Consider the following 25,302-nt stretch of genomic DNA (forward strand, 5'->3'; position numbering starts at 1 on the left):
ATACAAAACTATGACAAATGAAAGCCGTTTCGTTTGCAACATTAAAACCGTGCGGGAATTTCAATCACTATGCAAACACTATGCAAAATTTTCAATTTTCGCGACAAGCAATATTCGTTGTCCGGACGTTTTATGAAAGACAAGCGGTATGTTTTATCAGCACCGCTTTCGCGTGACGGGAGGGGTTTAGCGTTGTTGTCCGCGTCCGGTTCGGCAATTATCCGCAACATTTCCGGCCTCTGTTTGAAATTACTTGTTCTCGCCACAAGAAACTTTGCCAATTATTTTTGGCAATAACCGGTCTCTTGTTGATGAAACCCTTTTCCGGATAAAAATTCGGCCGTTTTGATAACTCGCATTCTTGTCAAAATTCGTTATCTCTGTAGTCTATTTGATAGACTTGTAGTCTAAATGGCACATTGCACTCACCAACGATGGCAAATAAGTGAAAGATAAAAATTTTCATGAGAAATAATACGTGTTATCAGCCTAATTGTTAAAAGACTCAAAAAGATGGTTCTTATCTGCACCAATTCGTAATATAGAACATGTTTTTCAGGTGCCAATTATTGGATGGATTTTATGCGAACATCACGCTGGCTAACAACTTTGTATTTTGTCATTCTTCTACTGGGGGTTCTGGTTGCGTTACCCAATCTGCTTACTGAAAAGCAATTGGAATATTTACCATCTTTTATGCGCCAGACAAAAGTTGTTCTGGGACTTGATTTACGAGGTGGCTCTTCGCTTGTTCTGGAAGTCGATGCAAAGTCGCTCAAACGTGACCAGTTAAGAACCGCTCTTGATAATGTCCGCGGCAAACTTCGCGAAAAGCAGATCCAGTCAACAAGTGTGCGCATGATCGGTGATTCGATCGTAGCGGTTATTCCGGATGCCGGACAGCGCCAAACCGCACTGACTACCTTGAAAGAGTTGGCAACGCCGATTTCGTCAGGAGCCTTCCGCGCATCTTCGTCAGACATTGATGTAAGCGAGCAGAATGACGCAATCCGCGTCACGCTAACGGAAGCCGGTATCAAATACCGCGTCAACAATGCTGTCGACCAAAGTCTTGAAATCATTCGTCGACGTGTCGATCAGGTCGGTGTCGCCGAACCGAGTATCCAAAAAGTCGGACTCGACCGTATAGAGGTTCAACTGCCCGGTTTACAAGATCCGAAGCAATTGCGTGATCTTCTTGGAACCACAGCAAAAATGACATTCCACCTTGTTCCCACCAATGTCGATATGAACAATCCGCCTGTCGGCGTTTCGATATTGCACGGTTATACCGACGAAAATCAGCGTTTTCCGATTTACGATCAAGTCTCGCTTGATGGTAGTGTGTTAACCGATGCTTCGGCCGGTTTTGATCCTCAAATCCCCGGCAAATCGCTTATTTCTTTCAAGCTCAACACAATCGGTGCAAAGGCTTTCGCCGAAATAACCCGCCAGAATATCGGGAAGCCCTTTGCCATTGTACTCGACAATAAAGTTCTGACTGCACCGACCATTCAAGGTGTCATTCCCGGTGGTAGCGGGCAAATTACCGGCAATTTTACGCCTAAAGAAGCATCCACCCTCGCCGCGTTATTGCGTGCGGGTGCATTGCCTGCTCCTTTGACAGTGATCGAAGAACGCACTGTCGGTCCTGATCTCGGTGCCGATGCGATCAAAATGGGGCTTTATACAGGTATTGCCGGTTTCTTCCTCGTGGCACTCTTCATCTTCCTGCTTTATGGACTTTGGGGCATTATCGCCGATATTGCACTCGCCCTCCATACCGTGCTGACATTTGCGGCATTAAGCCTGATTGGTGCAACGCTTACGCTTCCGGGAATTGCCGGTATTATTCTGGGCATAGGCATTGCCGTCGACGCGAATATTCTTATCAATGAACGTATTCGTGAAGAAAGCGAAAAAGGCATGGGGGCTATGGCCGCTCTTGACCGTGGCTTCAAACATGCGTTTTCAACCATTATCGACGCGAATGTGACGGCTGCTATCGCCACAATTTTGCTGTTGTGGTTCGGCACCGGTCAGATACGCGGTTTTGCGGTTACAATGCTTCTCGGCATTGTTATTTCTTTGTTTACCGACGTCACCATCGTTCGCATCATCATGTCGTGGGTTGTGCGTGAATGGAAAATTACCAATTTGCACATCCATTCATTTTTCAAGTTCATTCCCCAGCACACCAATTTCCATTTCATGAATGCCCGTTTCATCGGCATTGGTGTTTCCATTTTCCTGTCCATTGCATCGGTTGTGCTGTTCTTCAAGCCGGGCTTGAATTTCGGTATTGATTTTATGGGTGGCAGCCAGATGGCAATTACCACACAAGCACCGGCTGATCTTGCTACTTTACGTTCAACTTTGGGTCAATTGGGGCTTGGTGAAATTGCCTTGCAGAATGTTTCCAACCAGAACACAGTGCTCATCAGAGTGCAGCAGCAGGATGGCGGTGAGGCTCAGCAAACAGCCGCCATTGAAAAATTGAAAACAGCCGTCAAAACAATTTATCCGGATGTCACTTTTGACCAGATCGAAGTTGTCGGGCCGAAAGTGTCGGGCGAACTTGCAACGGCCGGTTTTACCGCAGTTGTCCTTGCTGCAATTGCCATGATGTTTTATATCTGGTGGCGTTTTGAATGGTTCTTCGCTATCGGTGCCATTGTCACCATTGTTCTCGACACCACAAAAATGGTCGGCTTCTTTGCGCTATTCCAGCTTGATTTCAATTTGACTGCAATTGCCGCACTTCTCACGATTGTCGGCTATTCTGTCAACGATAAAGTGGTGGTTTATGACCGTATGCGCGAAAACATGCGGCTTTATAAAAAGATGGCGCTAAGACAATTGGTGGACATGTCTATCAATCAGGTGCTCATCCGTTGTATCTTTACCTCGACTACAACCGTTCTTGCCATGTTGCCAATGGCTATCTGGGGTGGCAGTGCTGTGCATAATTTTGCTATTCCAATGGTGGTCGGTGTTGTTATTGCCACATCGTCTTCAATTTTCATCGCTGCGCCAATTCTGCTATTCCTTGGCAATTGGTGGCATCATCACCATGAGGGGCGTGATCTTATTGAAGACAAGCCGCAAAGGTCACAAGTCAAGGCAAATTAAAAAAAGAAGGCAGAGTAAAATAAAAAGACACGAAAAAAACATGAAGCCGGTGTGCTACAGTCTGCCCACACCGGCATTTCAATAAATGCGGGTAAGCTCGAATAATCGCAATTATATGTCACAAGCTTACCATAAATGGTCTTTAAGCGGGAATCTTGTTAAAGAAACACGTATTGAAGATCAGGGAGGGAATTCCAGCCGGAGATGATACAGGATACACCATTGGTGACAACAATCGTCGTGGGACTCTGTCTTGCATTCCTGTTTGGTCTTCTCGCCAATCGTTTACGAGTCTCGCCGCTTGTCGGCTACCTTCTGGCAGGTGTCATTGTCGGCCCGCATACGGCCGGATTTCGCGTTGATTCGCATCTCATTAACCAGCTCGCCGAAATCGGCATCATTCTGCTGATGTTCGGTGTCGGGCTGCACTTTTCCGTCAAGGATCTTCTTTCTGTTAAAGCAATAGCAATTCCCGGTGCCATTTTCCAAATGGCTGTTGCCACATTATTGGGACTTTGTTTCGGGCTTGTCATGGGTTGGGGCGTAGGTGGCGGCATTGTCTTCGGTCTTGCACTTTCCACTGCAAGCACGGTCGTTCTGCTGCGCTCTTTACAGGAACGCAATCTCGTTGAAACAGAGCGCGGGCGAATTGCTGTAGGCTGGCTTATTGTTGAAGATCTGGCCATGGTTCTTGCGCTGGTGCTTATTCCCGCACTTTCGCCATCTCTGGGCGGAACAGCGGTGGCCGAAGTCGACCCGCTTGCCCAATGGTTCCAATTGGGACTTTTCGGAACAATTCTTTTGACAATTGCAAAGGTTGTCCTATTCGTCATTTTCACGATCATCATCGGCAAGCGTGTTATTCCCTGGTTGTTGAAAATTTCTGCCCAATCCGGCTCAAGAGAGCTGTTTCGTTTGAGTGTTCTTGCAATTGCTTTGGGTGTCGCATTTTTTTCGGCACATCTTTTCGGTGTTTCCATCGCTCTTGGAGCGTTCTTTGCTGGCATGATTATGAGCGGCTCCGAGCTTAGCCAGAGAGCAACCGAAGATACATTGCCTCTACGTGACGCTTTTGCTGTCCTGTTTTTCGTGTCCGTCGGTATGCTTTTCGACCCGTCAAAATTACTGACAGCGTTTTTTCCTCTTCTTGTTACCCTCATCATCATTATCGGTGGCAAATCCCTTGCGGCATACGGAATTGTTCGTCTTTTTCATCGTCCTTATGCAACTGCGCTGACAATCGGTGCCGGCCTTGCCCAGATAGGCGAGTTTTCTTTTATTCTTGCAGGCCTTGGAACAGCATTGGGAATCATCAATGACGAGGCGCGCGATCTTATTGTGGGAGGGGCAATCCTTTCCATTCTTTTCAACCCGCTTGTCTGTTTTGCAGCCGATAAAATTCGTTCCCGTCTTGAGACAAAAAATGGCGAAACCACGGTTATCAATATTGGCGGGACGGATGAAAACGGTCTGGTAAAAACGTCAAAATCCGGCCACACAATTCTTGTGGGCTTCGGTGACATTGGCGAAAAAATCGCCGCCGCACTTGACCGCCACGAAGTGCCTTTTGTCGTTATAGATAATAATGTGCAGACCTTAAAAAGCGCCAAAGATCAAAATAACGAGGCGATTTTGGGCAATGCCACCAATGCCGACATCCTTGAAGCAGCCAATATAGCCGGAGCGTTTCAATTGGTTATATCGACAAAAAGTGCAATTGATGCGGCACAAATTGTCGCAGAAACGCGTAAACTGAACGCCGGAATAACCATTATTGCCCATGCTGTAACGGAGATGGAAACAGCCTATCTAAAAGAGATGGGTGCGAATACCATAGTGACGGATGACGAAGAAATCGCTAAAGGTATGTTAAAACATTTGAGTTATCGAGAAGATAACACAAATGTACCTGAGGGTGACCGGACTTCACCGAAAACGACCGTGGAGAAGCCGGAAAATACGAGTGGAAACGCATGAAACTGAAGAAATATATTTGGCCCGTTATCGGCATCATAGCAATGGTGGTTTCCATCTATATTCTTTACCACAAGTTATCTGCGATCTCCTTTAATGATATTACCAGCAGACTGGGGGCATTAAGTCCGCATCACTGGGTACTCGCGGCATTTTTTGCATTGCTTGCCTATGCTGCTCTTGCCGGTTACGACCGCATTGCATTGCAACATTTGGGCAAAAAAATACCCCTCCATTATATAGCCATTTGTTCGTTTACCACCTATGCGCTTTCCCACAATATCGGAGCATCGGTCTTTTCCGGTGCTGTGGTCCGTTATCGTGCTTACAGCAAGAAGGGGCTAAGCGGGGTGGAAATTGCCGTGCTGGTTGCGTTTTGTTCGTTCACATTTGCTCTGGGAACCATTCTTCTTTCCGGACTGGTGCTGGTTATCCGTCCCGATCTTATCACCCTCGTACATGAAGGTATCCCGTCATGGCTTGCAGTGACTATCGGCGCAGGAATGCTGACATTTGTTGCCCTTTATATATTGGGAAGCCTTTTGCAATTGCGGCCGTTAAAAATCGGCAAATCATTCCAGATTTCCTATCCACATTTCAGCATTGTCATACAACAGTTAATCATTGGCCCGTTGGAATTGATCGGTGCGGCAGGTGTCATCTATGCAACTCTGCCCGACGTTGGAAACCCCGGTTTTATAGCTGTCTTGGGCGTGTTTCTGGCATCTTTTACAGTCACACTTTTGTCAAATGCTCCTGCTGGCGGCGTCGGTGTGCTTGAAGCTTTATTTATGGCCGGAATGCCGAATATGAATCCCGCCGACGTTATTTCCGCTTTGATTGTGTTCCGCCTGCTCTATCTCATCATACCGCTTGTTATTTCGCTGTTTTTTGTTGCCGCATTTGAAATCAGCCAATATCGCCAACGCAATACGAACGGAAACAACATTTCTCCAAAAAGCTGAACGCCAAACTCGCCGCGATAAAGCAAAAAGACAAAAAACAAATTCAGATTTTTGTTTTATGTCGTTCGATTTCCACACCAACCGCAGTCGGGCCGAGTTCGAGTTTGTCGACACGCACAATGACCCTTTGAACTCTGGGATAAGCAAGGATAAGGGCTGCAATACGTTCTGCCAATGTTTCAACCAGTTCGACATGACCAAGTGAAACAAGATTCTTGATACCATCAAGGATAAGGTCATAAGAAAAGATATGTCGCATATCTTCCGGATTGGAAGACAAGCGCTCTACATCTGCCTTGACATTGAAACGAACCTTTTGCTTATGCCCGTATTCGCGTTTATAGGCTCCGATTTCTATCGGTAGAATAAAATCCTCAACGATAATACGATCCGTTCCAAGTCCGCTCTTTTCAACAATATGGTCTTGCTCGCTATCGACTGGCAAAAGCGCACGCACCAATGAATTGGTGGCACTATCGCCGAACTGTCCGGATTTGACCGGATGTTTGACAATAAATCCCAACCAATCGGGCGAATAAGGCAATAAACGCGGAATATCGGGTGCTTCGATCATACCGAGAACGCCCGCTTGCAGATTGGAGGCACGGGCTTTCGCCATGAAATTCCCGATATTCTCCACTTTTATCTGACTTAAAATCGTTTGTTCAACCTTTTTCGGTTGCAGCAAAATTCCACAAAACCCCAATGCAGCAATAATGGGAACAAGCGAATTATCTGGTGAATTTTCAGCCTCGATCAATGCAACAAGCGGGTATCCATCGCACCGGCTTGCAAGCGCTTTTACAAAAGCCGGAAGTTCTTCCGGGGGGGTCGCAACCACAATCCGCTTGGCTCCGCATTTTTCCATCAATTTGGAAGTCAATATGTTGGGATCAGAAGCACGCAACCAGATTTGCGGCGAATATCCGTTCATGTTCGTGATTGCCGAACATAGCTTTTGCATTTTTTGCAACGAGCCGGATAACAAAACGACATCTGCGCGGACGCTATAAGCAATCCGCGCATCATCCTGATCTTCAAGTGCGACTAATAATTTAGTCATCACATTTTCCGATCATCAAACCCGAATTAAAACTTGGGGCGAATATTTTTCAAACCGTTATTCACCTTGAACAATTCGTCAAAAACGGCTTGTGCTCCACCTTCAATAGTGGAATTCGGTCTGAAATTGCCGTTTTCGTCTATATATTGGGTATATTGAGGAATTGGCAAAGTTTCCAGAATCGGTACCATTCTTACCGCGTTGACCATCAAACGGGCTGTTTCAACAGCTCTTAATCCGCCCGAAATACCGCCATAGCTCATGAATGACACGGCCTTATAGCTCCATTCATTGGAGAGATAGGTTACCGCATTGACAAAAGATGACGGAGGCAAATGGTCATATTCGGGCATAACGAAAATATAGCAATCGCCTTTTGAAATGAGTTTGCTCCATTCTTTCGTATGCGCATGTTCGTATTGATGGAGCCGCGGATGTTTCGGTTCATCAAACAGTGGCAAGTTGATTGTTGCCAGATCAATCAATTCAACATCGAAATTTGAATGACTATCAGCGTATGAACAGAGCCAGTCCCCCAATTTCCTACCTACCCTACCAGCGCGCGTAGGTGTGACAATGATCTGTAAACGTGGTTTCATCTTTCTTTCCCTTCAACCGAGAAATATTTTGTATCCAAAATTTTTTCTCACTTACGCGAGCGTTTAAAACAAACACTCTATTATCTTCATGCAGTAAAATTACTGTTCTTGCGTTTTAACTGGCGAGATAAGTACTTTCGCAATATTACGCCTCTCCATTTCAACAACCTTGAAATTAAACCCCTCGGCATTAAAACTCTCTCCAGTTGTTGGCAAATGCCCGAAATGCCATAACATAAAACCGGCAAGAGTGGTATAACGATCATTCTCGTCCACCAGATCTTTATCAAGAAATCCGCTTAAACGGCGAATATCCGCATATCCCTCAACCATAAAGCTACCATCTTTCAGATGTTCTGCAATAACCGGTTCGTCATCTTCATCAGGAAAATCACCGGCAATAGCTTCCAATATATCGGTTGGCGTGGCAACCCCTTCAAACGAGCCATGCTCATCGACAACAATAGCAAGTTGTATCGGCGAACGCCGCAATTTTTCCATTAAACGCAACACACTGGTGTTTTCATGAACAACCAGTGGCTGGCGCATTGCCTTTTGCCAATCGATATTTTTTCCCTCGGCAAGATCGAGAAGCAGGTCTTTTGTCAGCGCAACCCCGACAAATTCGTCCACCTTTTCACGCGCAAGCACAAGACGGCTATGCTTGAATTGTTCAAGCTCGGTGCGCATTTCATCTTCGTTGGCATCAAGATCCAGCCATTCTATCTCGTTGCGGGGAGACATAATCGAACGGACAGGCCGGTCGGCAAGATCAAGAACACCCCGAATCATCTGTTTTTCTTCCGGGCGGAAGATTTCGGAGGCCGCCGCCTGCTCGGCAATCAAATCTGCTGTTTCGCCTAAATTACCTTCTTTCTTTCCACCGCCCAACAGCCTGAGCACAGCACCGGCTGTGCGCTCACGCAGGTCGTTTGTGGAAATCAGTTTCTCGCGGTTGTGACGGCCAATCTGGTTGAATGCTTCGATAAGCACGGAAAAACCGATCGCCGCATAGAGGTAACCTTTCGGGATATGAAAGCCGAATCCTTCAACAATAAGGCTGAAACCGATCATCATCAAAAAACCGAGACAAAGAATGACAACCGTCGGATGGCGGTTGACAAACACCATCAAAGGTCCCGAACCCCACATCATAACGCCCATAGCGATAATGACGGCGAGATACATAACCATCATCTGGTCTTTCGGGATCATACCTGTCGCGGTAATGATACTATCAAGCGAGAACACAGCATCAAGCACGACAATCTGCACAATGACCTGCCAGAATACAGCATGAACAACAGTAGAAGAGTCTTCATGCACCTCGCCTTCGAGCCTTTCGTGCAGTTCAAGCGTTCCCTTGGCAAGAAGGAAAGCCCCGCCAATAATCAAAATCAGGCTGTGCCAACTGAACGAAAAGTTTCCGACCGAAAACAGGGGTTGATCGAGTGTCATAACCCAGCCCATTGCAGTCAGAAGAATAAGCCGCATGACCAACGCACAGCTCAACCCTGTCAAACGGGCGCGATTTCTTACTTTAGGGGGAAGTTTCGTCGCCAAAATTGCGATGAACACAAGATTGTCGATGCCCAGAACAATTTCCAGAAAAATAAGTGTTACAAGACCCATCCACGCATGGGGATTTGCTATCCATTCCATGATTCATTAAATCCGAGAAAAGCGCCAAAAGCCGAAAAACAATCGAGGAAAAACGATATAGTTCATATCAATCCCCGAAAACGTTTTTTTGAAAAACGACAAACACGAAACATCCTGCTGGATAAAACAAAAAGCATCTCGTCGTTGAAGACTGAAATTTTCAGCTTCAAAGCCAAAACACTCTGCTTGAAATGTAAAAAAATACCCCGAAACGGCCTACACCGCTCGATACTACAGGAAGGGTCTTCTGAATTTTGGTCGGGCATTACGCTCGATCGTCCTCTCTCTACCGGTAACAGACTATGTCACACGCATTGACTGATTGTTATATAATGAGGCCTTTTTATATGAAGATCAAGATGTTTTCTCAATCGTCGGAATGAGCCGATCAACAAAGAATGAAAAGACAGAAAAAATAAAAATTTTCTATGGACATCATTCCTGAGGAACGCTATAGAACCGCTATCGTTCAATAACGATACCGTGTGGGTGATTAGCTCAGTTGGTAGAGCAGCTGACTCTTAATCAGCGGGTCACAGGTTCGATCCCTGTATCACCCACCATTTCATCTCATTGATTTTGATGCTTTTTTCAATTCATGGTTGCGGAACTTTATATTTAGGAAATATGTCAATACAACACGCTATTGATCGGCAAAGCCAACGCATTGCCATGCCTGTATTTTCCGACAATGTTTGAAAATAGTTAAACGGATCTGACTTGTTTTTCTAAAATTATTGCAGCAGAACCAAAACACAAATTTAATCTGCAATGCCTTTCAGACAAACTTTCTTTCTTTTGAATAGTGTTTGTTGATGCTTTCTGCAAAAAAATTCAACGTCATACAGAGCACGAAGTAAACAATCCCGACGAATAGATAGATTTCTGTTGAATAAGCGCCTGTCAAGCGACCGTCAATTTGCCGCGCCAAGGTCAGAAATTCTTGTGTACCAATGATGTATGCCAATGACGTATCTTTCGTAAGCGAGATACATTGGTTGATAAATGATGGTGCCATGCGTGGCAGTGCTTGTGGCAAAATCAAAAACCACAGAACTTTCCACCTGTTAAATCCTAGTGCTAGTCCGGCTGCCCATTGATCGTCGCCAACACTGCGCAGACCTGCTGCAACAGAATGACCAAGATAAGCCCCGCCAATCAAGGATAAGGCCAAAACAATAGTCTGTACTTTTGGCGCAGTTATGCCAAGCGTCATGGGAAGCAAAAAATAGATCCAGAAAATTAACATCAAAATCGGGATGGCCCGGAAAAAACCAAGAATAGCAACCAAAACCAACTGCCATTTCTGACCCGACATAACAAGCAGGATACCAGATAAAAGACCGAACAAAGCCGATAAGACAGCTGAAAAAACGCACAATAGCAATGTTAAAGCCAAGCCGCCTACCGGCCCGTTTGGCCAAGCACCAATCATCAAATATTCAAAATTATCGAAAATGAACGAAAAGTTCATGCCTGAACCCTCCGACCAGTGCTTTTAAGCCGACGTGTTTCAATAATGCGTCCGATGATCTCGATAAGCGCAATGGTTATTAAATATAACACTGTCAAAATAAGATAGACAGGAAAAGCCAAAAGTGAACGCGTTTCAATTTGGCTTGCAACATAGAAAAGTTCGGCAACGCCTATCGAGGCTGTTAGAGAAGAGTTTTTTAAAGCCATCATATATTGGCCGAGCAGTGGTGAAAGCGCGTTGCGTATTGCTTGCGGTAAAATTATAAAACGGAATGCCTGGCTTCGCGTAAAACCAAGGGCATAGGCAGCAGATTCCTGATTTATCGGTACAGTCTTTATACCAGCCCGCAATTCTTCTGCGATATAGGCGGCTGTATAGAGTGCCAAACCGATAAATCCGTATATAAACTCATATGACGGCCAATTTAAAGTCAGTGGTCCGAAAACCCATTGATGTGCATCCAGTAACCAAAATCTGATGCTATCCGGTACAAAACGGCTGACACCGAAGTACCAAAAGAAAAGTTGAACCAGCAATGGTGTATTTCGGAAAATCGCTATATAAGCTTTGGAAAAAGTATTGAAAGGCCAAAACGGGCTTATGCGCATGCTGCATAAGACGGCACCAAGTAATGAGGCGGCGATACATGAAAGAAGAGTAAGGGCAATGGTTACCTGATAACCGTGCCATATCCAACCTAAATACTCGTGTGACAGCATGTGCTCTACTCAAAAGTCTTGCGTATAAATTTTGTTCCTGAAACAGACAAAAGAGCCGATTGTGCCGGCTCCTTCGAAAAAGTTTTATGTCTGATAAAGCGAATTATTGTTTATCGCCAATCTTGAACAATCTGGGGAGCGGAGTTTTGCTATCGGGGCCGAACCATTTATTGTAAATTGTTTCCGCTTTTCCTGTCTTTTCCAAATCCAGCAGAGTTTCATTGACAACCGTAACAAGTGCAGTTTCGCCCTTGGGTGCTGCTGCTGCCATGTAATCATTGGAAATGGTGAACGCCGGCACTTCATATTGATCTTTGTCCGGGACATTTGCCAATAAACCGACAAGCTTCGGACCATCTTGTGTGATGGCTTGCACATTGCCGTTTCGCAACGCAGCAAAAGCGAATGGCGTGTCATCGTAAGTAATGATTGTTGCTGTCGGATACAAATTTTTCAGATTGATTTCATTGGTTGTGCCTTTATCTGCTCCTATGCGCAAATTTGCCAGTTGGTCAGCTGATTTTAAAAATCCTTTTTTGGCAATAAATTGTTGACCTGAAGCAAAATAGGGAATGGAAAAATCAACCTGCTGGGCGCGCTCTGGAGTGACCGTAAAATTCGCCACAACCAAATCCACCTGACCGGAAGTCAAAAGAGGTATGCGATTTGCTGGATTGGTTGGATGAATTTCCAATTTGACGCCAATTTTGTCAGCAATAGCTTGAGCAAAATCAACATCAAGTCCGGTGATCTGTTTTGTTTTTTCATCAACAAAACCAAACGGTGGATTGCTATCAAAAGATGCAACTTTTAGAACGCCAGCTTTTTTTATATCGTCAAGACGATCAGCATATGCGGCGCTAGTAAAAAGCACAAGAACTGCAGCCAATAATGTAGAAAAATAACGCTTCATGATGATCCTCTTCATGGTATCTGGAATGAGGTTTTCATTTTCTCCATTTTCAGCGGTAAGATAAGGAATATATTGCTAACCTAATTGTTACAATTAGAAAAAGTTTTTAGAAAATGAATGTTTTTGGGTTATGCAAACCTAACCGGATTGCTACTGTTATTTTTGCAAAATTATGCTGTTCGAGGTGACTCTGTTTGCCGGAAAAATTTGAAGCATTTTGTTTAATCTCTCATCGTCACTGGTGTCAGCGCTTTGCTGTGCAATTAATCGACTATCAGCCCGTTACGCAATGGATGTGTGGGGATGATCGATGCGCGCACTGGCATCGGCGAAGTTCTTATTGACTCGGCAATATTCTTATAGACGTGGAGATAAACTAGCCCATATGTGAGTGCTCAAAAAAAAATACTGTTTGCTCAAGCGCCCTTGCTAGCTATCGCGAAGGCAATTTTTTCATTCTTCCGCATTTATGGGAAGTCTATTGATAGGCGCCACAAATCTTGGTCGGCATTGGTGGCATTGAAGCTTTCGGGTGTTTTATTCGGGCCATTGATCCTCTCCGGTTTCGATGCAGAGGGCGAGAGCGTTTCGTCTGTTGCCCGCCGTCACGGCATAGCGGAAAATCTTCTTTATCGCTGGTGGCGTTTGTTGCAAGACGGTAGAAAAGTTGGGGTTGGCTGTGACAGTGATGTCGTCGGTTCGCAAGAGGTGCGTAGACTTAAAGAACAGGTTCGAGAACTGGAACGCTTGCTTGGTCGCAAAACGCTTGAGAATGAGATTCTCAAAGAGGCTGTTGAGCATTCCCGGTCAAAAAAAAACAGATCTTGCGGCAGAACCGGTTGCTGAACGGCGTTTCCCGATGAGTGTAGTTGCCAAGACATTAGATGGTTCACGTTCCAACCTGCATGAGCGCCCGACTTATGGCTATCGGCGTATTGCGGCGTTAGTCAACCGGCAAAGGTTGGTAGAAGGTCTGCCTGTCGTCAATCTCAAGCGAGTTCATCGGATCATGAGCAATCATCAGTTGCTGTTATCCAGACATATGCCATAGCGTGATGGGCGTACACATGATGGCAAGGTCATGGTCATGCGTTCCAACCTCATGTGGTGTTCGGATGCATTGGAATTTACTTGCCGGAATGGCGAGGTTATTAGTCTTGCCCTTATCATTGATGCCTATGATCGCGAGATCATTGCATGGGTTGGCGTAACCAATACCGGTATCAGCGGTTCTGATATACGTGATATCATGCTGGAAGCGATTGAAAAGCGCTTTGCACCCGCAAGCGCCACACCTCATTGAGCAATTATCAGACAATGGCTCATGCTACACTGCATTAGAAACGAGGCAGTTTCAGTAGCGCTTAATCTCAAGCCCTGCTTTACGCCGGTCAAAAGCCTGCAATCAAACGGTATTTCGGAAGCTTTTGTCAAAACGCTTAAACGCGATTATATCAAAATAACCAATTTGCCGGATGCCAAACCAGCTCTTCGGCAGTTCAATGGATGGATCGCGGATTATAATGAAATCCATCCACATTCCGCGCTCGATATGAACTCTCCAAGGATGTTCAAAAGGACACCAAATCAATAGATCATGTGTCCGCTCAAACGAGGGAGCAGTACATCATTTGATCTATAACCAATTATATTATATAATAATCTTCTATTCATGAGGAATATTGTATTTTAGGTGTATTAAGACATGACGGCTTAAGTTGCCTTCAATTTATGGAGTACAGTTATGATTAATTCTGTATTTAATAATGGCCGTATGTCAGGTTCAGAAACGGCTTTACATTTGCTGAAGTCCAACGAGACCAGTCAATTCAATAGCGACACTAAGGGTTCTAGAGGTATATCACCGACCGTTGCCGCTTCTGGCAACACTCCTCTTTCTGCGTCTTCATCTGATGCAATATCCAGAATTCAAGAACTTATCGCAGGCAAAATCGACGTTAATGCGGTTCAGACTGGTTCTGTTTATCATGATACCATGACAAGCATTGCTGAATCTTTAAGGAATGGATCGTCTGTTTCTGCGGATGGAACAATTACAGCAAATCCCGACATGAGCGATGATGAATTGAAGGAATTATTCACTCAAGTTATGAAAAGCCATATTGCTCAAGGTAAAATTAGTGATTCCGGGTTAGTCGAAGCTATCCAATCCGGTAAATTTGAAATTGTCCTTGAAGGCGACATGACTGGTAACCCGATATTTAAACAAGGTCGTTTTAAAGTTGTCGGGGATGGATATGGCTTTATCAGTGATAAAGCTTGGAGATCAGAGGCTGATAATGAGGCAATCAATGCTTTTCATGCTTCTGGTAAACGCGTCATTGAATCTGGAATTGGACCAATGCGCTTCGGGATTATTTTTTAAATAATCTATTCTGACCTAACATATTATCAGAGCGAAATACGAAAAACTACCTATCGCTTTTGGTGCATTAACTGCTGTTTGTGCTTTTTCCGGTGCTTCTCATGCTGCGCAGCTAACTATTTATCATTATAATGGAACTGGCGAAAGCGTTAGCATTACTGATGGCATTAATCGCAATGGCGGGTCGTGCTCTGGTTCATATTCACTTGCAGCTTTGGCGTATGCTCGAAGCCGCGATTGAGGAACGCCAGTCGCGCTCTTCATTTTTGAACGAATATTTCGTCCCGAAAATCAGGAAGGCGCAGAAAGCGGGGGTGGTGCGCGATGATATTCCGGCCGGCTTGGCATGCTGACTTTCGGCGGTGTGATGTTGTTTTGTCTTCATAATCGTTTGGAATTGGACCACGCAGTTTCACTGGATAGTAACCATCCTTTGGACGATGATGAACTTTTTACCTATCTTATCAGCCTCATTGCAACAACTGGCAAAACCGGTAAAGAGCCGTTGTAAAAAGCCGGAAATCTTTCTGCCAACTATAGAAACGATGTTATGACAAAGCTTGTTTCAACCGGGAACGGTATTTCAACAAAGCCGGTTTCAGAAGTCACCTGCTTATTATTCCGTGAGGCGGAGCCGCCGAAAAACCATGTTGTACTGTTGAAGCCTGCGATTGGAATATCGGGGGTTCCGGCGATAAAAATGGCCAATTGTCGTTGAAGTTCCAATTGTCGTTGAAGTTCCAATTGCCGTTGCCGCTCCAATTGTCATTGAAGCTATTGTCGCAGACCAAAGAGACGCGTTTTTTGAAGAACCATCCCCATAGAAAAGCCGATAGAATAAAACAATATCCGGCAAAAGATCGCCCCTGCCCTATATTCGAGAGTTTTTCACTTCCAATAAAGAAGAATACCGGAACTCCAATCAAACAACAATTCGGTTAATGACGATTGGATGACGGGCGATTAAGCGACAGCCTCACACCGCCTTATGCGCTTGCGCCACTGTTTCGTGACTGCCGTTTGATAAAGTGTGGTGAAAGAAGTTCCATGTTTTCATTCACCACACAAATGTTATAAGCCAAAGAATATTATATTTTCATAAGCTTTTATCTATTTGATTGACCGCTTTCTCCAGTCAATCCGGTAAACGGGCTACCATCATTTCTAATCTTTAGGCCGGTTATCAATGATAACTTTACGTTTTCCCATCGAGCGTTCAATTGTCATCGGCTTTTGTATTTGCAAATTGACCGAAACCCCGACCGTGCCTTTGATATGACGAACAAAATTGCGTGAATATTGGCTCCATTTTTCTTCTGAACTATGTTCGGGACGAGCTTCGGCAACGACAGTCATGTTATCCATTCGGCCTGTTCTCGACAACACAATCTGGAAGTGACCTGCACACCAGTCTGTTGCAAGCAATGCTTCTTCTATCTGGCTTGGAAAAACATTCACGCCACGTAAGATAATCATATCATCGGAACGTCCCGATATTTTTTCCATTCTGCGCATTCCCTGATGGACTGTGCCGGGTTGAAGCCGCGACAGATCACGGGTACGATAGCGTATGATGGGCATTGCTTCTTTGGTCAAAGTCGTGAAGACAACTTCACCTTTAACGCCATCTTCTACGGGGTTCAATGTATCGGAATTGATGATTTCGGGATAAAAACAATCCTCCCAGATGTGGAGACCGTCTTTCGTTTCAACACATTCCTGTGCGACACCCGGCCCTAAAACTTCCGAAAGCCCGTAAATATCGGTTGCGTCCATATCGAATACATCTTCTATTTCCTCACGCATGGCATTGCTCCATGGCTCGGCTCCGAAAATGCCATATTTGAGCGATGATTTTCTCGGATCAAGACCGGCTTTGACAAAGCCGTCAAGAAGCGCAAGCATATAACTCGGCGTTACCATGATGACTTCCGGCTTGAAATCATGGATGAGCTGGACTTGCCTTTCGGTCATTCCGCCCGACATCGGAACCACCGTGCACCCCAACCGTTCAGCCCCGTAATGTGCACCTAGGCCGCCTGTGAACAACCCATATCCATAGGCTACATGGACAATCATGCCCGATTTGGCGCCCGCTGCACGCATAGAACGGGCAACAAGATTCGCCCATATATCTAGGTCATTTTGCGTGTATCCGACGACAATCGGCTTGCCGGTTGTACCGGACGAACCATGAATACGACTAACTTTTTCACGCGGAACTGCAAATAGGCCAAAAGGATAGTTGTCGCGCAAATCCTTCTTTTCTGTGAACGGAAATTTTTCTATGTCGGATAGCTGTTTGAAATCCGAGGGATGAACTCCCGCTTCGTCAAACTTTCTTTTATAAAAAGGCACATTTTCATAAGCGTGCTTCAATGTCCAGGCAAGCCGCTTCGTTTGCAATGCCATAATCTCGTCACGCGAGGCATTTTCCAGTGCTACGAATTTTTCTTGATTGAATTGTGTTGTCATAGTTTCCTCCCAAAAAGCTATGAAGCCTGAATTGTGTATTGCTAGGATTGATTATCAACAGTTATGCCAATAAAATTCTTCGACACTTCGCGAGAAACACCGCGAAATTCGGCGATTGTTTTGCCTTGTGTAGAAACATTGACATCGTAGATTCCGGTGCGTCCGGTTTTACTGACTTCCTTTGCTTGTGCTGTCAGAATGTCGCCCTTATGCGATGGCCGGATATAGACAATGTCACATATCTGCCCGACATGAGCGTCGCCATAGCTGTTACTTGCATAAGCAAATGCTGTATCAGCCAAAGCAAATATAAAACCGCCATGCGCAATATCGTGGCCATTCGACATATTTTCAGTGATCTCCATCGTCATCACTGCCTGTCCGGGTGAACTGGATACCAGCTTCATGCCCAAACTTTGTGCCGCCTTATCGCCTTCCCACATTTTTTTTGAAGAAAGATCTGCTATTTGCTGTCCATTCATGCTTTCCTCCCTGTGAATGAGGGCAGCCGTTTTTCCATAAAAGCCGTTACACCTTCACGATAATCCGGTGTAAAACCGGCTTTCCTTTGCTGGTCTCTTTCAAAATCCAATTGTTCATCAAGACTATGAGACGAGGAATAGTTCAGCGCCTCTTTAGCCAAAGCCAACCCTTGTGTTGGCTGTTCGGCGAACCATTTTGCCAGTTTTACCGCTTCATCATGCAGGTCTTTATCGTCAAAGACTTTCCAGATCATGCCCCAGTCATGAGCCTGTTGTGCCGAAACAGCTTCGCCAGTCATTATCAAGGCACGAGCGCGAGCGTCTCCGATGAGACGTGGCAAAAAGAACGTGCCACCTGAATCGGGAATAAGGCCAATTCTGGCAAATGCCTGAATGAAGCGCGCACTTTTTGCAGCCAAAACAATGTCGCAACTCAAAGCTATATTGGCACCGGCTCCCGCCGCCACTCCATTGACCGCGCAGATGACCGGTTTTTGAAGTCTCCGCAAACGGCGGATTAAAGGATTATAAAATTCTTCAATCGTTGCGCCGAGATCATGCGGGCCACCTTCGCTCACGCGCATATTGAGATCTTGTCCGGCACAAAACCCCCGTCCGGAAGCACTAAGCAGAACGGCACGACAATCTTCGCCAGCGGCCGCATCCAGCGCTTTAACCAACGCTCTGTGCATATCGTCGGTAAACGCATTCAATTTTTCCGGCCGGTTCAAAATGATTTCGTGCCAGCTTTGATGATTATTCACAAGGATCGGCTGTTCATGACCATCCATTCGTTCCTCCTTTTTCAAGCCTCCCAAATTTTTGCTTGAATTAACCGAATGTTCGGTTAATAATTTATCCAAATTGACGATCTGTCAACCGCGAAGTTGATGTTAACGAGGAAATCATGTCACATTCAGTTGTTCAGACAGTTATTCAGACAGTTGTTCAAGCAGTTGTTCAAGCTGTTATTCAGGCAGTTATTCAGGCAGTTGTTCAGGCAGTTACCCAGAATAAAGCATATCTATCAAATGTCCAAGACAAGAAAAAATATATAATTCTATCCTTTAGTTCGGGGGCTTTCAGTTCAGGAGCTTTCAGTTCAGGGGCTTTTAGTTCGGGCAAATGCTGTTTCCCCAATTATCACTTCAAAAACAAAAAATATTATAAATACAATTTATAAATTTTAAATAATACATCTTCAATTTTATATAAATTTTCATAGTTATATTTTTTCATATAAATATAATGTTTCAAAAAAATAAAATAATAAATTATTTATTATATTAATTGTAGAAATATTTTATTATAAAATTCTAATATCGCACTAATGAGGAGGAGTTAATGACAAATATATTAAATAGTTACATCAAAGGTCGCTGGTTCCAAGCCGAAACAGGTTTCAAAGATATATTAAGTGCAATTGACAGCACTGTGGTTGCAAAAATATCGAGCGCAGGAATTCATTTCGGCGAGGTAATTGACTACGCAAAAAAAGTCGGTGGTGCCAATCTACGTAAAATGACATTTCACCAAAGAGCGGATGTCTTGAAAAAAATCGCGCTTCACCTCGACGCCAATAAAGAAAAACTTTATACATTGGCTTTCCAGACCGGCGCCACCAAGCGTGACAGTTGGCCGGATATTGATGGCGGGATTATTACACTTTTTGCCTACTCTTCCCGTGCACGTAAAGAATTGCCGGACAAGACATTTGTTGTTGAAGGACCTTCGGAACGTCTTTCAAAAAATCAGACATTCAGCGGTCAACATATATTGACATCGCGCGAGGGTGTGGCTGTCCATATCAATGCATTCAACTTTCCTTGTTGGGGGCTATTGGAAAAACTGGCGCCTGCTTTTCTTGCCGGCATACCGGTCATTACAAAACCGGCAACGGCCACAGCCTATGTTGCAGAAGCTTTGATGAAACTCATTGTCGAATCCGGTGCTTTGCCTGATGGTGCTTTGCAATTTATCTGCGGCGACACAGGTGATTTGCTGGACCGGCTCGACGGACAGGATATTGTGTCATTTACGGGTTCTGCCCATACGGCCGAATTGTTACAGCAAAACCCTTCCATTGCGCGCAATGCAATACGCTTCATTGCCGAGCGTGACTCGCTTAATGCAGCAATCCTCGGTTCTGATGCCAATAAAGACAGTCCGGAATTTGCGAACTTCATAAAAGAAGTGACCCGCGAAATGACGGCGAAAGCGGGACAAAAATGTACAGCTATCCGCAGAATAATTGTGCCGCAAGCCTATCTTGGTGACGTGACTTCAGCGTTAAAGCAAAGTCTGTCGAAATATATTCCGGGAAATCCCGCCTCGAAAGAGAGTTCGATGGGATTGCTGGTATCCAAAAAACAACGTAACGACGTTATCCAAGCGATTCGACAATTGCAAAGCGAGGCCGAAATTGTATATGGCTCGCTGGAAAACATAGATGATAAGAGCGCTGCATTATCTCCCGTGCTTTTGAGCTGTAGCGAACCGTTGAAAGCCACTGTCATTCACCATGTCGAAGCTTTCGGACCGGTAGCAACATTGATGCCATACAAGACAACAGAAGAAGCAATCGAACTTGTGAAAAAGGGCGAAGGAAGTCTGGTTGCATCAATCTATACCTATGATGATCGTTTTGCGAATGCTCTCACTTTCGGTATTGCCCCCTACCATGGTCGACTTTACTTCATTGACCGTGACAGCAAAGACGAAGCAACCGGCCACGGTTCGCCTCTACCTGCCCTGGTTCATGGCGGCCCCGGTCGTGCCGGTGGCGGTGAAGAAATGGCGGGTATTCGCGGAATTTTTCACTATATGCAACGTACCGCGCTTCAAGCTTCTCCAAAACGGCTCACAAAATTGCTTGGCGAATGGTCTTATGGCGGCGACCAGACCGTTACTGAAGAACATCCATTCCGCCGCGATTTCGACGGGCTTGAAATAGGCGATACAATACGCACGAAAGAACGCACAATTACACTTGACGACATAGAACATTTTGCCAATTTCACCGGCGACACATTCTATGCCCATATGGATGAAGAAGCCGCGGCTGCAAATCCCTTCTTTCCCGGACGGGTTGCCCATGGTTATCTCCTTCTGTCTTTCGCTGCCGGTCTATTTGTAGACCCGCTACCCGGCCCGCTTCTGGCAAACTACGGAATTGATAATCTGCGCTTTCTGAAACCGGTATCTCCGGGGGATGCTATCCATGTGAGACTGACCGTAAAAGAAAAACGTGCCGCGAGAAATCCGGAATATGGTGAAGTCCGTTGGGATGCGGAAATTTTCAACCAGAATGAAGAGACCGTGGCGCGTTATAACCTGCTCACCATGTCATCACGCCAACCGGCATTATAAATAATCGTTAAAAGGTGGTTTTAATTTAAAAATGCAATTAAAATTATACCCGATCTCTATTTTTTTGCAGTGATATAAAACCACCTTTTAAATTCAATAAAATAATATAAAATATATATATTCTTATAATAATTATTTTAATATTATTTCTTATATCGTTTTAAAAATTTTAGAACTGATATAAATACAAAAATCGTATAAAATACCAAAAATATATTTTGAATATAATTTTTCCATGAATAACACAAATTATTGATTGTCAATTTTATCTAACTGTTTTTTATTACCAAACTGCGTTAGAGGTTTCGGACGTGTTGTCCACTCTAAACAATCAATTCGGGTAATCAAAACAATCAATTCGGGTAATCTTTGAATAAAAACGTTTCATCTTTTTTTGTTCCCGGTCCACGTTCGGCCGCCTTTATCGTTACGATTTACGGAGACATCGTCGAACCGCGTGGTGGCGTGCTTTGGATAGGTAATCTCATTGATCTCTGTTCAGCAGTCGGTTTGAATGAATCGCTTGTCAGAACATCGGTTTCGCGTTTGGTCAATGCAGGCCAACTTGTTGGCGAACGCAGCGGTCGCCAAAGTTTTTACCGCCTGACACCTAAAGCACAGGCCGAATACCGGCAAATGGCAATGCGCGTTTATCATTTCAGAAATCCGCCGAAGGACTGGATGATTATAGCACGGTCCGACGTAGAAATGGATGACTGTCTCAAGACTCGAAATTTCGCGGTGATGAACCGTAATCTGTTATTCGGTCCGAACACGTCTGATGATTATCCCGATGCACTTGTGTTTGAAGCAAAAGCAATTCACGGAGAACAGCGGCTAAAAAAGTTCGTCAGTACATTCTGGGATATTGATAAAATCGCATCCTGTTATCATTGCTTTATTCAAAAATATCGCGCTTTTGAACATATGGCTCTCGGCAATCTCTCACCTCTCGAATCATTGCTCGCGCGTCTTGCAGCGGTGCATGATTACCGCTTGAGTTTGGCGAACGATCCCGATTTACCGCGAAATTCGTTGCCGGAGGATTGGCCAGCCGATGAGGCAAAAAAACTCTTTGCCCGTTTATATCTTCGATTATCGGCCGAAGCGGAAAACTTCATTCATGAAAATTTCAAGACAAATAATGGCCAATTGGCACGAAATACCGAATTGACCGATCTCCGCTCTGCCTCTCTTCAAAAAATATTAGCAAGTTAAAACAAATAGTTAAAGAAAACGCTCTTAAAACATCACATATTCAATAAAAAATCGCTTTTTTTGTGATGTTTCTTATTGTATAATATAACCGATCGGTCAATGAATTGGAGGAGATCGTTGCCTGACTTCAAGCGAAGCTTTCGAGCGCGATTTTTACTGCCATAAATTGCCTGTTTTAAGAATGCGTTCTCGTGTTTGTCACAAGAATGGCGGAGGATTTCTTATGTATGCACAAATGGTGAAAACAGACAGTAACAAAGTCAAGTCGCTTGACGAGATGGATGCTCAGGAACGCGCGTTTCAGGAACGTATTGACCGCGGTGAAAAGATCGAGCCGAAAGAATGGATGCCTGATAATTACCGCAAAACATTGATTAGGCAGATCGGGCAACATGCGCATTCCGAAGTGGTTGGACAATTGCCGGAAGGGAACTGGATTACCCGCGCGCCGACTTTGGAACGCAAGGCAATTCTGCTTGCCAAAGTTCAAGATGAGGCCGGACACGGACTTTACCTCTATAGTGCCGCCGAAACACTGGGGGTCTCGCGGGACGAGCTTATCGAACTTCTTCATTCGGGCAAAATGAAATATTCATCAATTTTCAATTATCCGACTTTGACATGGGCAGATATTGGCGCAGTCGGTTGGTTGGTTGACGGCGCGGCCATTATGAATCAGGTGCAGTTGCAAAAAACATCCTATGGCCCCTATTCGCGCGCCATGATACGCATTTGTAAAGAAGAGAGTTTTCATCAACGTCAAGGCTATGACATTATGATGAAAATGTGTGCGGGAACAGCCGCACAAAAATCCATGGCTCAGGATGCGATCAATCGTTTCTGGTATCCTGCTTTGATGATGTTCGGCCCTTCGGACAAGGATTCCGTCCATTCTGCACAATCAATGGCATGGAAAATCAAGATCAATACCAATGACGATTTGCGCCAGCGCTTTGTCGATCAGACAGTCCCGCAAGCCGAATTTCTCGGCTTGAAAATTCCGGATGAAAATCTCGTATGGAACGAAGATAAACAGGGCTATGATTTTACCGATCCCGATTGGAGCGAATTTTTTGATGTCATTTCGGGGAATGGTCCCTGCAATAGAGAACGCCTCGATGCACGGGTCAAAGCGTGGGAAGATGGCGCATGGTACCGCGACGGTTTGCAGGCCCATGCCGACAAACAAGCCAATAAATATGCAGCAGCTTCAGTAGCCGCCGAATAGACCTCGCAATTTTGTAATCAACGGGAGAAGAACAATGTCACATCAATGGCCGTTATGGGAAATTTTTATTCGCGGGCAACACGGGCTTAATCACCGTCATGTGGGCAGTCTTCATGCACCGGATGCCGAACTGGCGATAAAAAATGCCCGCGATGTATATACCCGCCGCAATGAAGGGGTGAGTATTTGGGCGGTCAAATCAAGCGACATAGCCGCATCAACGCCATCTGACAAAGGGCCTCTTTTCGACCCGTCAAATTCAAAAATCTACCGGCACCCGACATTTTTTCAAATTCCGGATGAAGTGGGGAAAATGTAATGGAAAAATCACCCGAAGTTGATAAAGCGGTCGTCGAATTTCTGTTGCGCATGGGCGACAACACCTTGGTGCTCGGCCATCGCATTTCGGAATGGTGCGGACACTCTCCGGTTCTCGAAGAAGACATCGCGCTCGCAAATCAGGCTCTTGATCTTATCGGTCAAACACAACTTTGGTTGGGATTGGCCGGTGCTTTGGAAAACAAAGGGCGCAGCGCCGATCAACTGGCATTCTTGCGTGACGCATGGGATTTCCGTAATGTGCTATTGGTCGAAAAAGACAATGGCGACTTCGGAAATACGATGATGCGACAATTCCTGTTCGATGCGTGGCATATCGAAATGTTGAAAGCATTGTTGAAATCTTCAAACAGCCAGATTGCCGAAATTGCTGCCAAAGCGGTCAAAGAGGTCGCCTATCATCTGGAAAAATCGGCAGATATTGTTATTCGTCTGGGCGACGGAACCGAACTTAGTCATCAACGCATGCAACATGCACTTGATAACCTCTGGAGCTATACCGGCGAATTATTTGTCGATGACGATTATGATGAAACCGTCAATAGTGTCGGCATTGCACCACTACCTTCGAGTTTGAAACATAAATGGGATCAAACAATCAATTCCGTATTGCGCGATGCCACACTCGCTTTGCCGCAAACAAGTTATGTCCATAAAGGCGGCAAGAAAGGTCGGCATACCGAATTTCTCGGACATATGCTTGCCGAAATGCAATTTTTGCAACGCGCTTATCCCGGCTCTACATGGTAACGGTGAAACGCCATGATCCTGAAAGAGAGACCCACAAACCAACAAATATGGACCTGGCTTGATAAAGTACCGGATCCGGAAATTCCGGTCATATCTGTTACAGACCTTGGAATTGTGCGCGATGTTTCATGGTCGGATGACACGCTTGTCATCAAAGTGACGCCGACCTATTCGGGGTGTCCGGCAACGTCGATTATCAATTTCGACATTGAAGTCGCCTTGCGAAATCACGGAATCGATAATTTGCGTATTGAGCGGCAATTGTCGCCTGCATGGACGAGCGACTGGATCAAACCGGAAGCGCGCGATAAATTGAGACAGTTCGGGATTGCTCCTCCTGTCAGCGGGACAGCCGCCGACGGTAATTTACTGAAATGCAATGCACATTCGGGTGGCTCGAACTTTTCTGTGGCCTGCCCGCACTGCAATTCCACAAATACCGAAAAAATCAGCCAGTCGGGTTCGACAGCATGTAAAGCATCCTATCGCTGTAAAGATTGTCTTGAACCGTTCGACTATTTCAAATGCATTTGATGATATGGGGAGGCCAA

Annotated in this window: 22 protein-coding genes, 1 tRNA gene and 1 pseudogene; 15 read left to right on the forward strand and 9 right to left on the reverse strand. The window is 45.0% G+C overall.

What is annotated here, in order from left to right; translation table 11 throughout:
- The first annotated feature begins 582 nt into the window (after positions 1–582).
- The 3 genes from secD (at position 583) to H3S94_RS08655 (ending at position 6,071) form a co-directional block, all read left to right on the forward strand.
- Positions 583–3,132 carry a protein translocase subunit SecD gene (gene secD / locus H3S94_RS08645; protein ID WP_198231269.1) on the forward strand — a complete coding sequence of 850 codons (2,550 nt, stop codon included), beginning with the start codon at positions 583–585 and terminating at the stop codon, positions 3,130–3,132.
- Between the two features lie 204 nt (positions 3,133–3,336).
- The gene (gene ybaL / locus H3S94_RS08650; protein ID WP_198240790.1) at positions 3,337–5,109 is read left to right on the forward strand and encodes a YbaL family putative K(+) efflux transporter; all 1,773 of its coding nucleotides are present in this window, start codon (positions 3,337–3,339) and stop codon (positions 5,107–5,109) included.
- Positions 5,106–6,071, forward strand: a complete 966-nt coding sequence (locus tag H3S94_RS08655; RefSeq protein WP_198240791.1) for a YbhN family protein — start codon at positions 5,106–5,108, stop codon at positions 6,069–6,071. Before ybaL ends, H3S94_RS08655 begins: the two co-directional genes overlap by 4 nt.
- A 43-nt stretch (positions 6,072–6,114) precedes the next feature.
- Here H3S94_RS08655 and H3S94_RS08660 read toward each other — a convergent pair whose 3' ends face one another.
- The 3 genes from H3S94_RS08660 to H3S94_RS08670 all read right to left on the reverse strand — a co-directional run bounded on the left by H3S94_RS08660 (position 6,115) and on the right by H3S94_RS08670 (position 9,395).
- Positions 6,115–7,134 carry a dihydroneopterin aldolase gene (locus H3S94_RS08660; protein ID WP_198240792.1) on the reverse strand — a complete coding sequence of 340 codons (1,020 nt, stop codon included), beginning with the start codon at positions 7,132–7,134 and terminating at the stop codon, positions 6,115–6,117.
- A 26-nt stretch (positions 7,135–7,160) separates the two neighbouring features.
- The gene (locus H3S94_RS08665) at positions 7,161–7,733 is read right to left on the reverse strand and encodes an NADPH-dependent FMN reductase (protein WP_077992630.1); all 573 of its coding nucleotides are present in this window, start codon (positions 7,731–7,733) and stop codon (positions 7,161–7,163) included.
- A gap of 99 nt (positions 7,734–7,832) precedes the next feature.
- Positions 7,833–9,395, reverse strand: a complete 1,563-nt coding sequence (locus H3S94_RS08670; protein ID WP_198240793.1) for a TerC family protein — start codon at positions 9,393–9,395, stop codon at positions 7,833–7,835.
- A gap of 487 nt (positions 9,396–9,882) precedes the next feature.
- Here H3S94_RS08670 and H3S94_RS08675 point away from each other — a divergent pair.
- Positions 9,883–9,958 (forward strand) — tRNA-Lys (locus tag H3S94_RS08675).
- A 215-nt stretch (positions 9,959–10,173) separates the two neighbouring features.
- On the opposite strand, the gene H3S94_RS08680 is transcribed toward H3S94_RS08675, so the two are convergent.
- From H3S94_RS08680 to H3S94_RS08690, 3 genes are all read right to left on the reverse strand, one after another.
- On the reverse strand, positions 10,174–10,830 hold the full coding sequence (locus H3S94_RS08680) for an amino acid ABC transporter permease (protein ID WP_246786450.1): 657 nt from the start codon (positions 10,828–10,830) through the stop codon (positions 10,174–10,176).
- Positions 10,831–10,865: 35 nt separating this feature from the next.
- Positions 10,866–11,591 (reverse strand): amino acid ABC transporter permease, encoded by a 726-nt coding sequence (locus H3S94_RS08685; RefSeq protein ID WP_198240795.1) that lies wholly within the window; start codon positions 11,589–11,591, stop codon positions 10,866–10,868.
- Between the two features lie 103 nt (positions 11,592–11,694).
- The gene (locus tag H3S94_RS08690; protein ID WP_198240796.1) at positions 11,695–12,504 is read right to left on the reverse strand and encodes an ABC transporter substrate-binding protein; all 810 of its coding nucleotides are present in this window, start codon (positions 12,502–12,504) and stop codon (positions 11,695–11,697) included.
- Positions 12,505–13,083: 579 nt separating this feature from the next.
- Here H3S94_RS08690 and H3S94_RS11900 point away from each other — a divergent pair.
- The 4 genes and pseudogenes from H3S94_RS11900 to H3S94_RS08725 all read left to right on the forward strand — a co-directional run.
- A pseudogene (locus H3S94_RS11900) lies at positions 13,084–14,098 on the forward strand (IS3 family transposase); the annotation flags it as partial.
- A 150-nt stretch (positions 14,099–14,248) separates the two neighbouring features.
- Entirely contained in the window at positions 14,249–14,890 is a 642-nt protein-coding gene (locus H3S94_RS08715; protein ID WP_198240801.1) for a hypothetical protein, read from the forward strand.
- Positions 14,891–15,051: 161 nt separating this feature from the next.
- Positions 15,052–15,243, forward strand: a complete 192-nt coding sequence (locus H3S94_RS08720; RefSeq protein WP_198240802.1) for a hypothetical protein — start codon at positions 15,052–15,054, stop codon at positions 15,241–15,243.
- Positions 15,237–15,401: a hypothetical protein gene (locus H3S94_RS08725; RefSeq protein ID WP_198240803.1), complete on the forward strand. Its 165-nt coding sequence runs from the start codon at positions 15,237–15,239 to the stop codon at positions 15,399–15,401. The genes H3S94_RS08720 and H3S94_RS08725 overlap by 7 nt, the downstream gene beginning before the upstream one ends.
- A 653-nt stretch (positions 15,402–16,054) precedes the next feature.
- Here H3S94_RS08725 and paaK read toward each other — a convergent pair.
- From paaK to paaG, 3 genes are read right to left on the reverse strand one after another with little or no spacing between them, the layout of a single operon-like run.
- A complete protein-coding gene (gene paaK / locus H3S94_RS08730) occupies positions 16,055–17,365 on the reverse strand; it encodes a phenylacetate--CoA ligase PaaK (RefSeq protein ID WP_077992650.1) in 1,311 nt (436 codons plus the stop codon).
- A 41-nt stretch (positions 17,366–17,406) separates the two neighbouring features.
- Complete coding sequence (paaI, locus tag H3S94_RS08735) at positions 17,407–17,847, reverse strand: hydroxyphenylacetyl-CoA thioesterase PaaI (RefSeq protein WP_077992652.1); 441 nt, start codon at positions 17,845–17,847, stop codon at positions 17,407–17,409.
- Positions 17,844–18,638 (reverse strand): 2-(1,2-epoxy-1,2-dihydrophenyl)acetyl-CoA isomerase PaaG, encoded by a 795-nt coding sequence (gene paaG, locus H3S94_RS08740; RefSeq protein ID WP_198240804.1) that lies wholly within the window; start codon positions 18,636–18,638, stop codon positions 17,844–17,846. Before paaG ends, paaI begins: the two co-directional genes overlap by 4 nt.
- A gap of 116 nt (positions 18,639–18,754) precedes the next feature.
- Here paaG and H3S94_RS08745 point away from each other — a divergent pair, with 116 nt between their 5' ends.
- From H3S94_RS08745 to paaD, 7 genes are all read left to right on the forward strand, one after another.
- Entirely contained in the window at positions 18,755–19,030 is a 276-nt protein-coding gene (locus tag H3S94_RS08745; protein WP_198240805.1) for a hypothetical protein, read from the forward strand.
- 161 nt (positions 19,031–19,191) lie between these two features.
- Positions 19,192–21,216, forward strand: coding sequence for a phenylacetic acid degradation bifunctional protein PaaZ (gene paaZ / locus H3S94_RS08750; protein WP_198240806.1), 2,025 nt, complete (start codon positions 19,192–19,194; stop codon positions 21,214–21,216).
- A 369-nt stretch (positions 21,217–21,585) separates the two neighbouring features.
- Positions 21,586–22,434, forward strand: a complete 849-nt coding sequence (locus tag H3S94_RS08755; protein WP_198240807.1) for a PaaX family transcriptional regulator C-terminal domain-containing protein — start codon at positions 21,586–21,588, stop codon at positions 22,432–22,434.
- 223 nt (positions 22,435–22,657) lie between these two features.
- Positions 22,658–23,662 (forward strand): 1,2-phenylacetyl-CoA epoxidase subunit PaaA, encoded by a 1,005-nt coding sequence (gene paaA, locus H3S94_RS08760; protein WP_077992662.1) that lies wholly within the window; start codon positions 22,658–22,660, stop codon positions 23,660–23,662.
- A 34-nt stretch (positions 23,663–23,696) separates the two neighbouring features.
- Complete coding sequence (paaB, locus tag H3S94_RS08765) at positions 23,697–23,981, forward strand: 1,2-phenylacetyl-CoA epoxidase subunit PaaB (RefSeq protein ID WP_198222753.1); 285 nt, start codon at positions 23,697–23,699, stop codon at positions 23,979–23,981.
- Positions 23,981–24,751: a 1,2-phenylacetyl-CoA epoxidase subunit PaaC gene (gene paaC, locus H3S94_RS08770; RefSeq protein ID WP_198240808.1), complete on the forward strand. Its 771-nt coding sequence runs from the start codon at positions 23,981–23,983 to the stop codon at positions 24,749–24,751. The genes paaB and paaC overlap by 1 nt, the downstream gene beginning before the upstream one ends.
- 12 nt (positions 24,752–24,763) lie before the next feature.
- On the forward strand, positions 24,764–25,285 hold the full coding sequence (gene paaD / locus H3S94_RS08775) for a 1,2-phenylacetyl-CoA epoxidase subunit PaaD (RefSeq protein WP_077992669.1): 522 nt from the start codon (positions 24,764–24,766) through the stop codon (positions 25,283–25,285).
- The last annotated feature ends 17 nt before the right edge of the window (positions 25,286–25,302 follow it).

Source organism: Bartonella sp. B10834G3 (assembly GCF_016102505.1).
Taxonomy (GTDB): Bacteria; Pseudomonadota; Alphaproteobacteria; order Rhizobiales; family Rhizobiaceae; genus Bartonella; species Bartonella choladocola.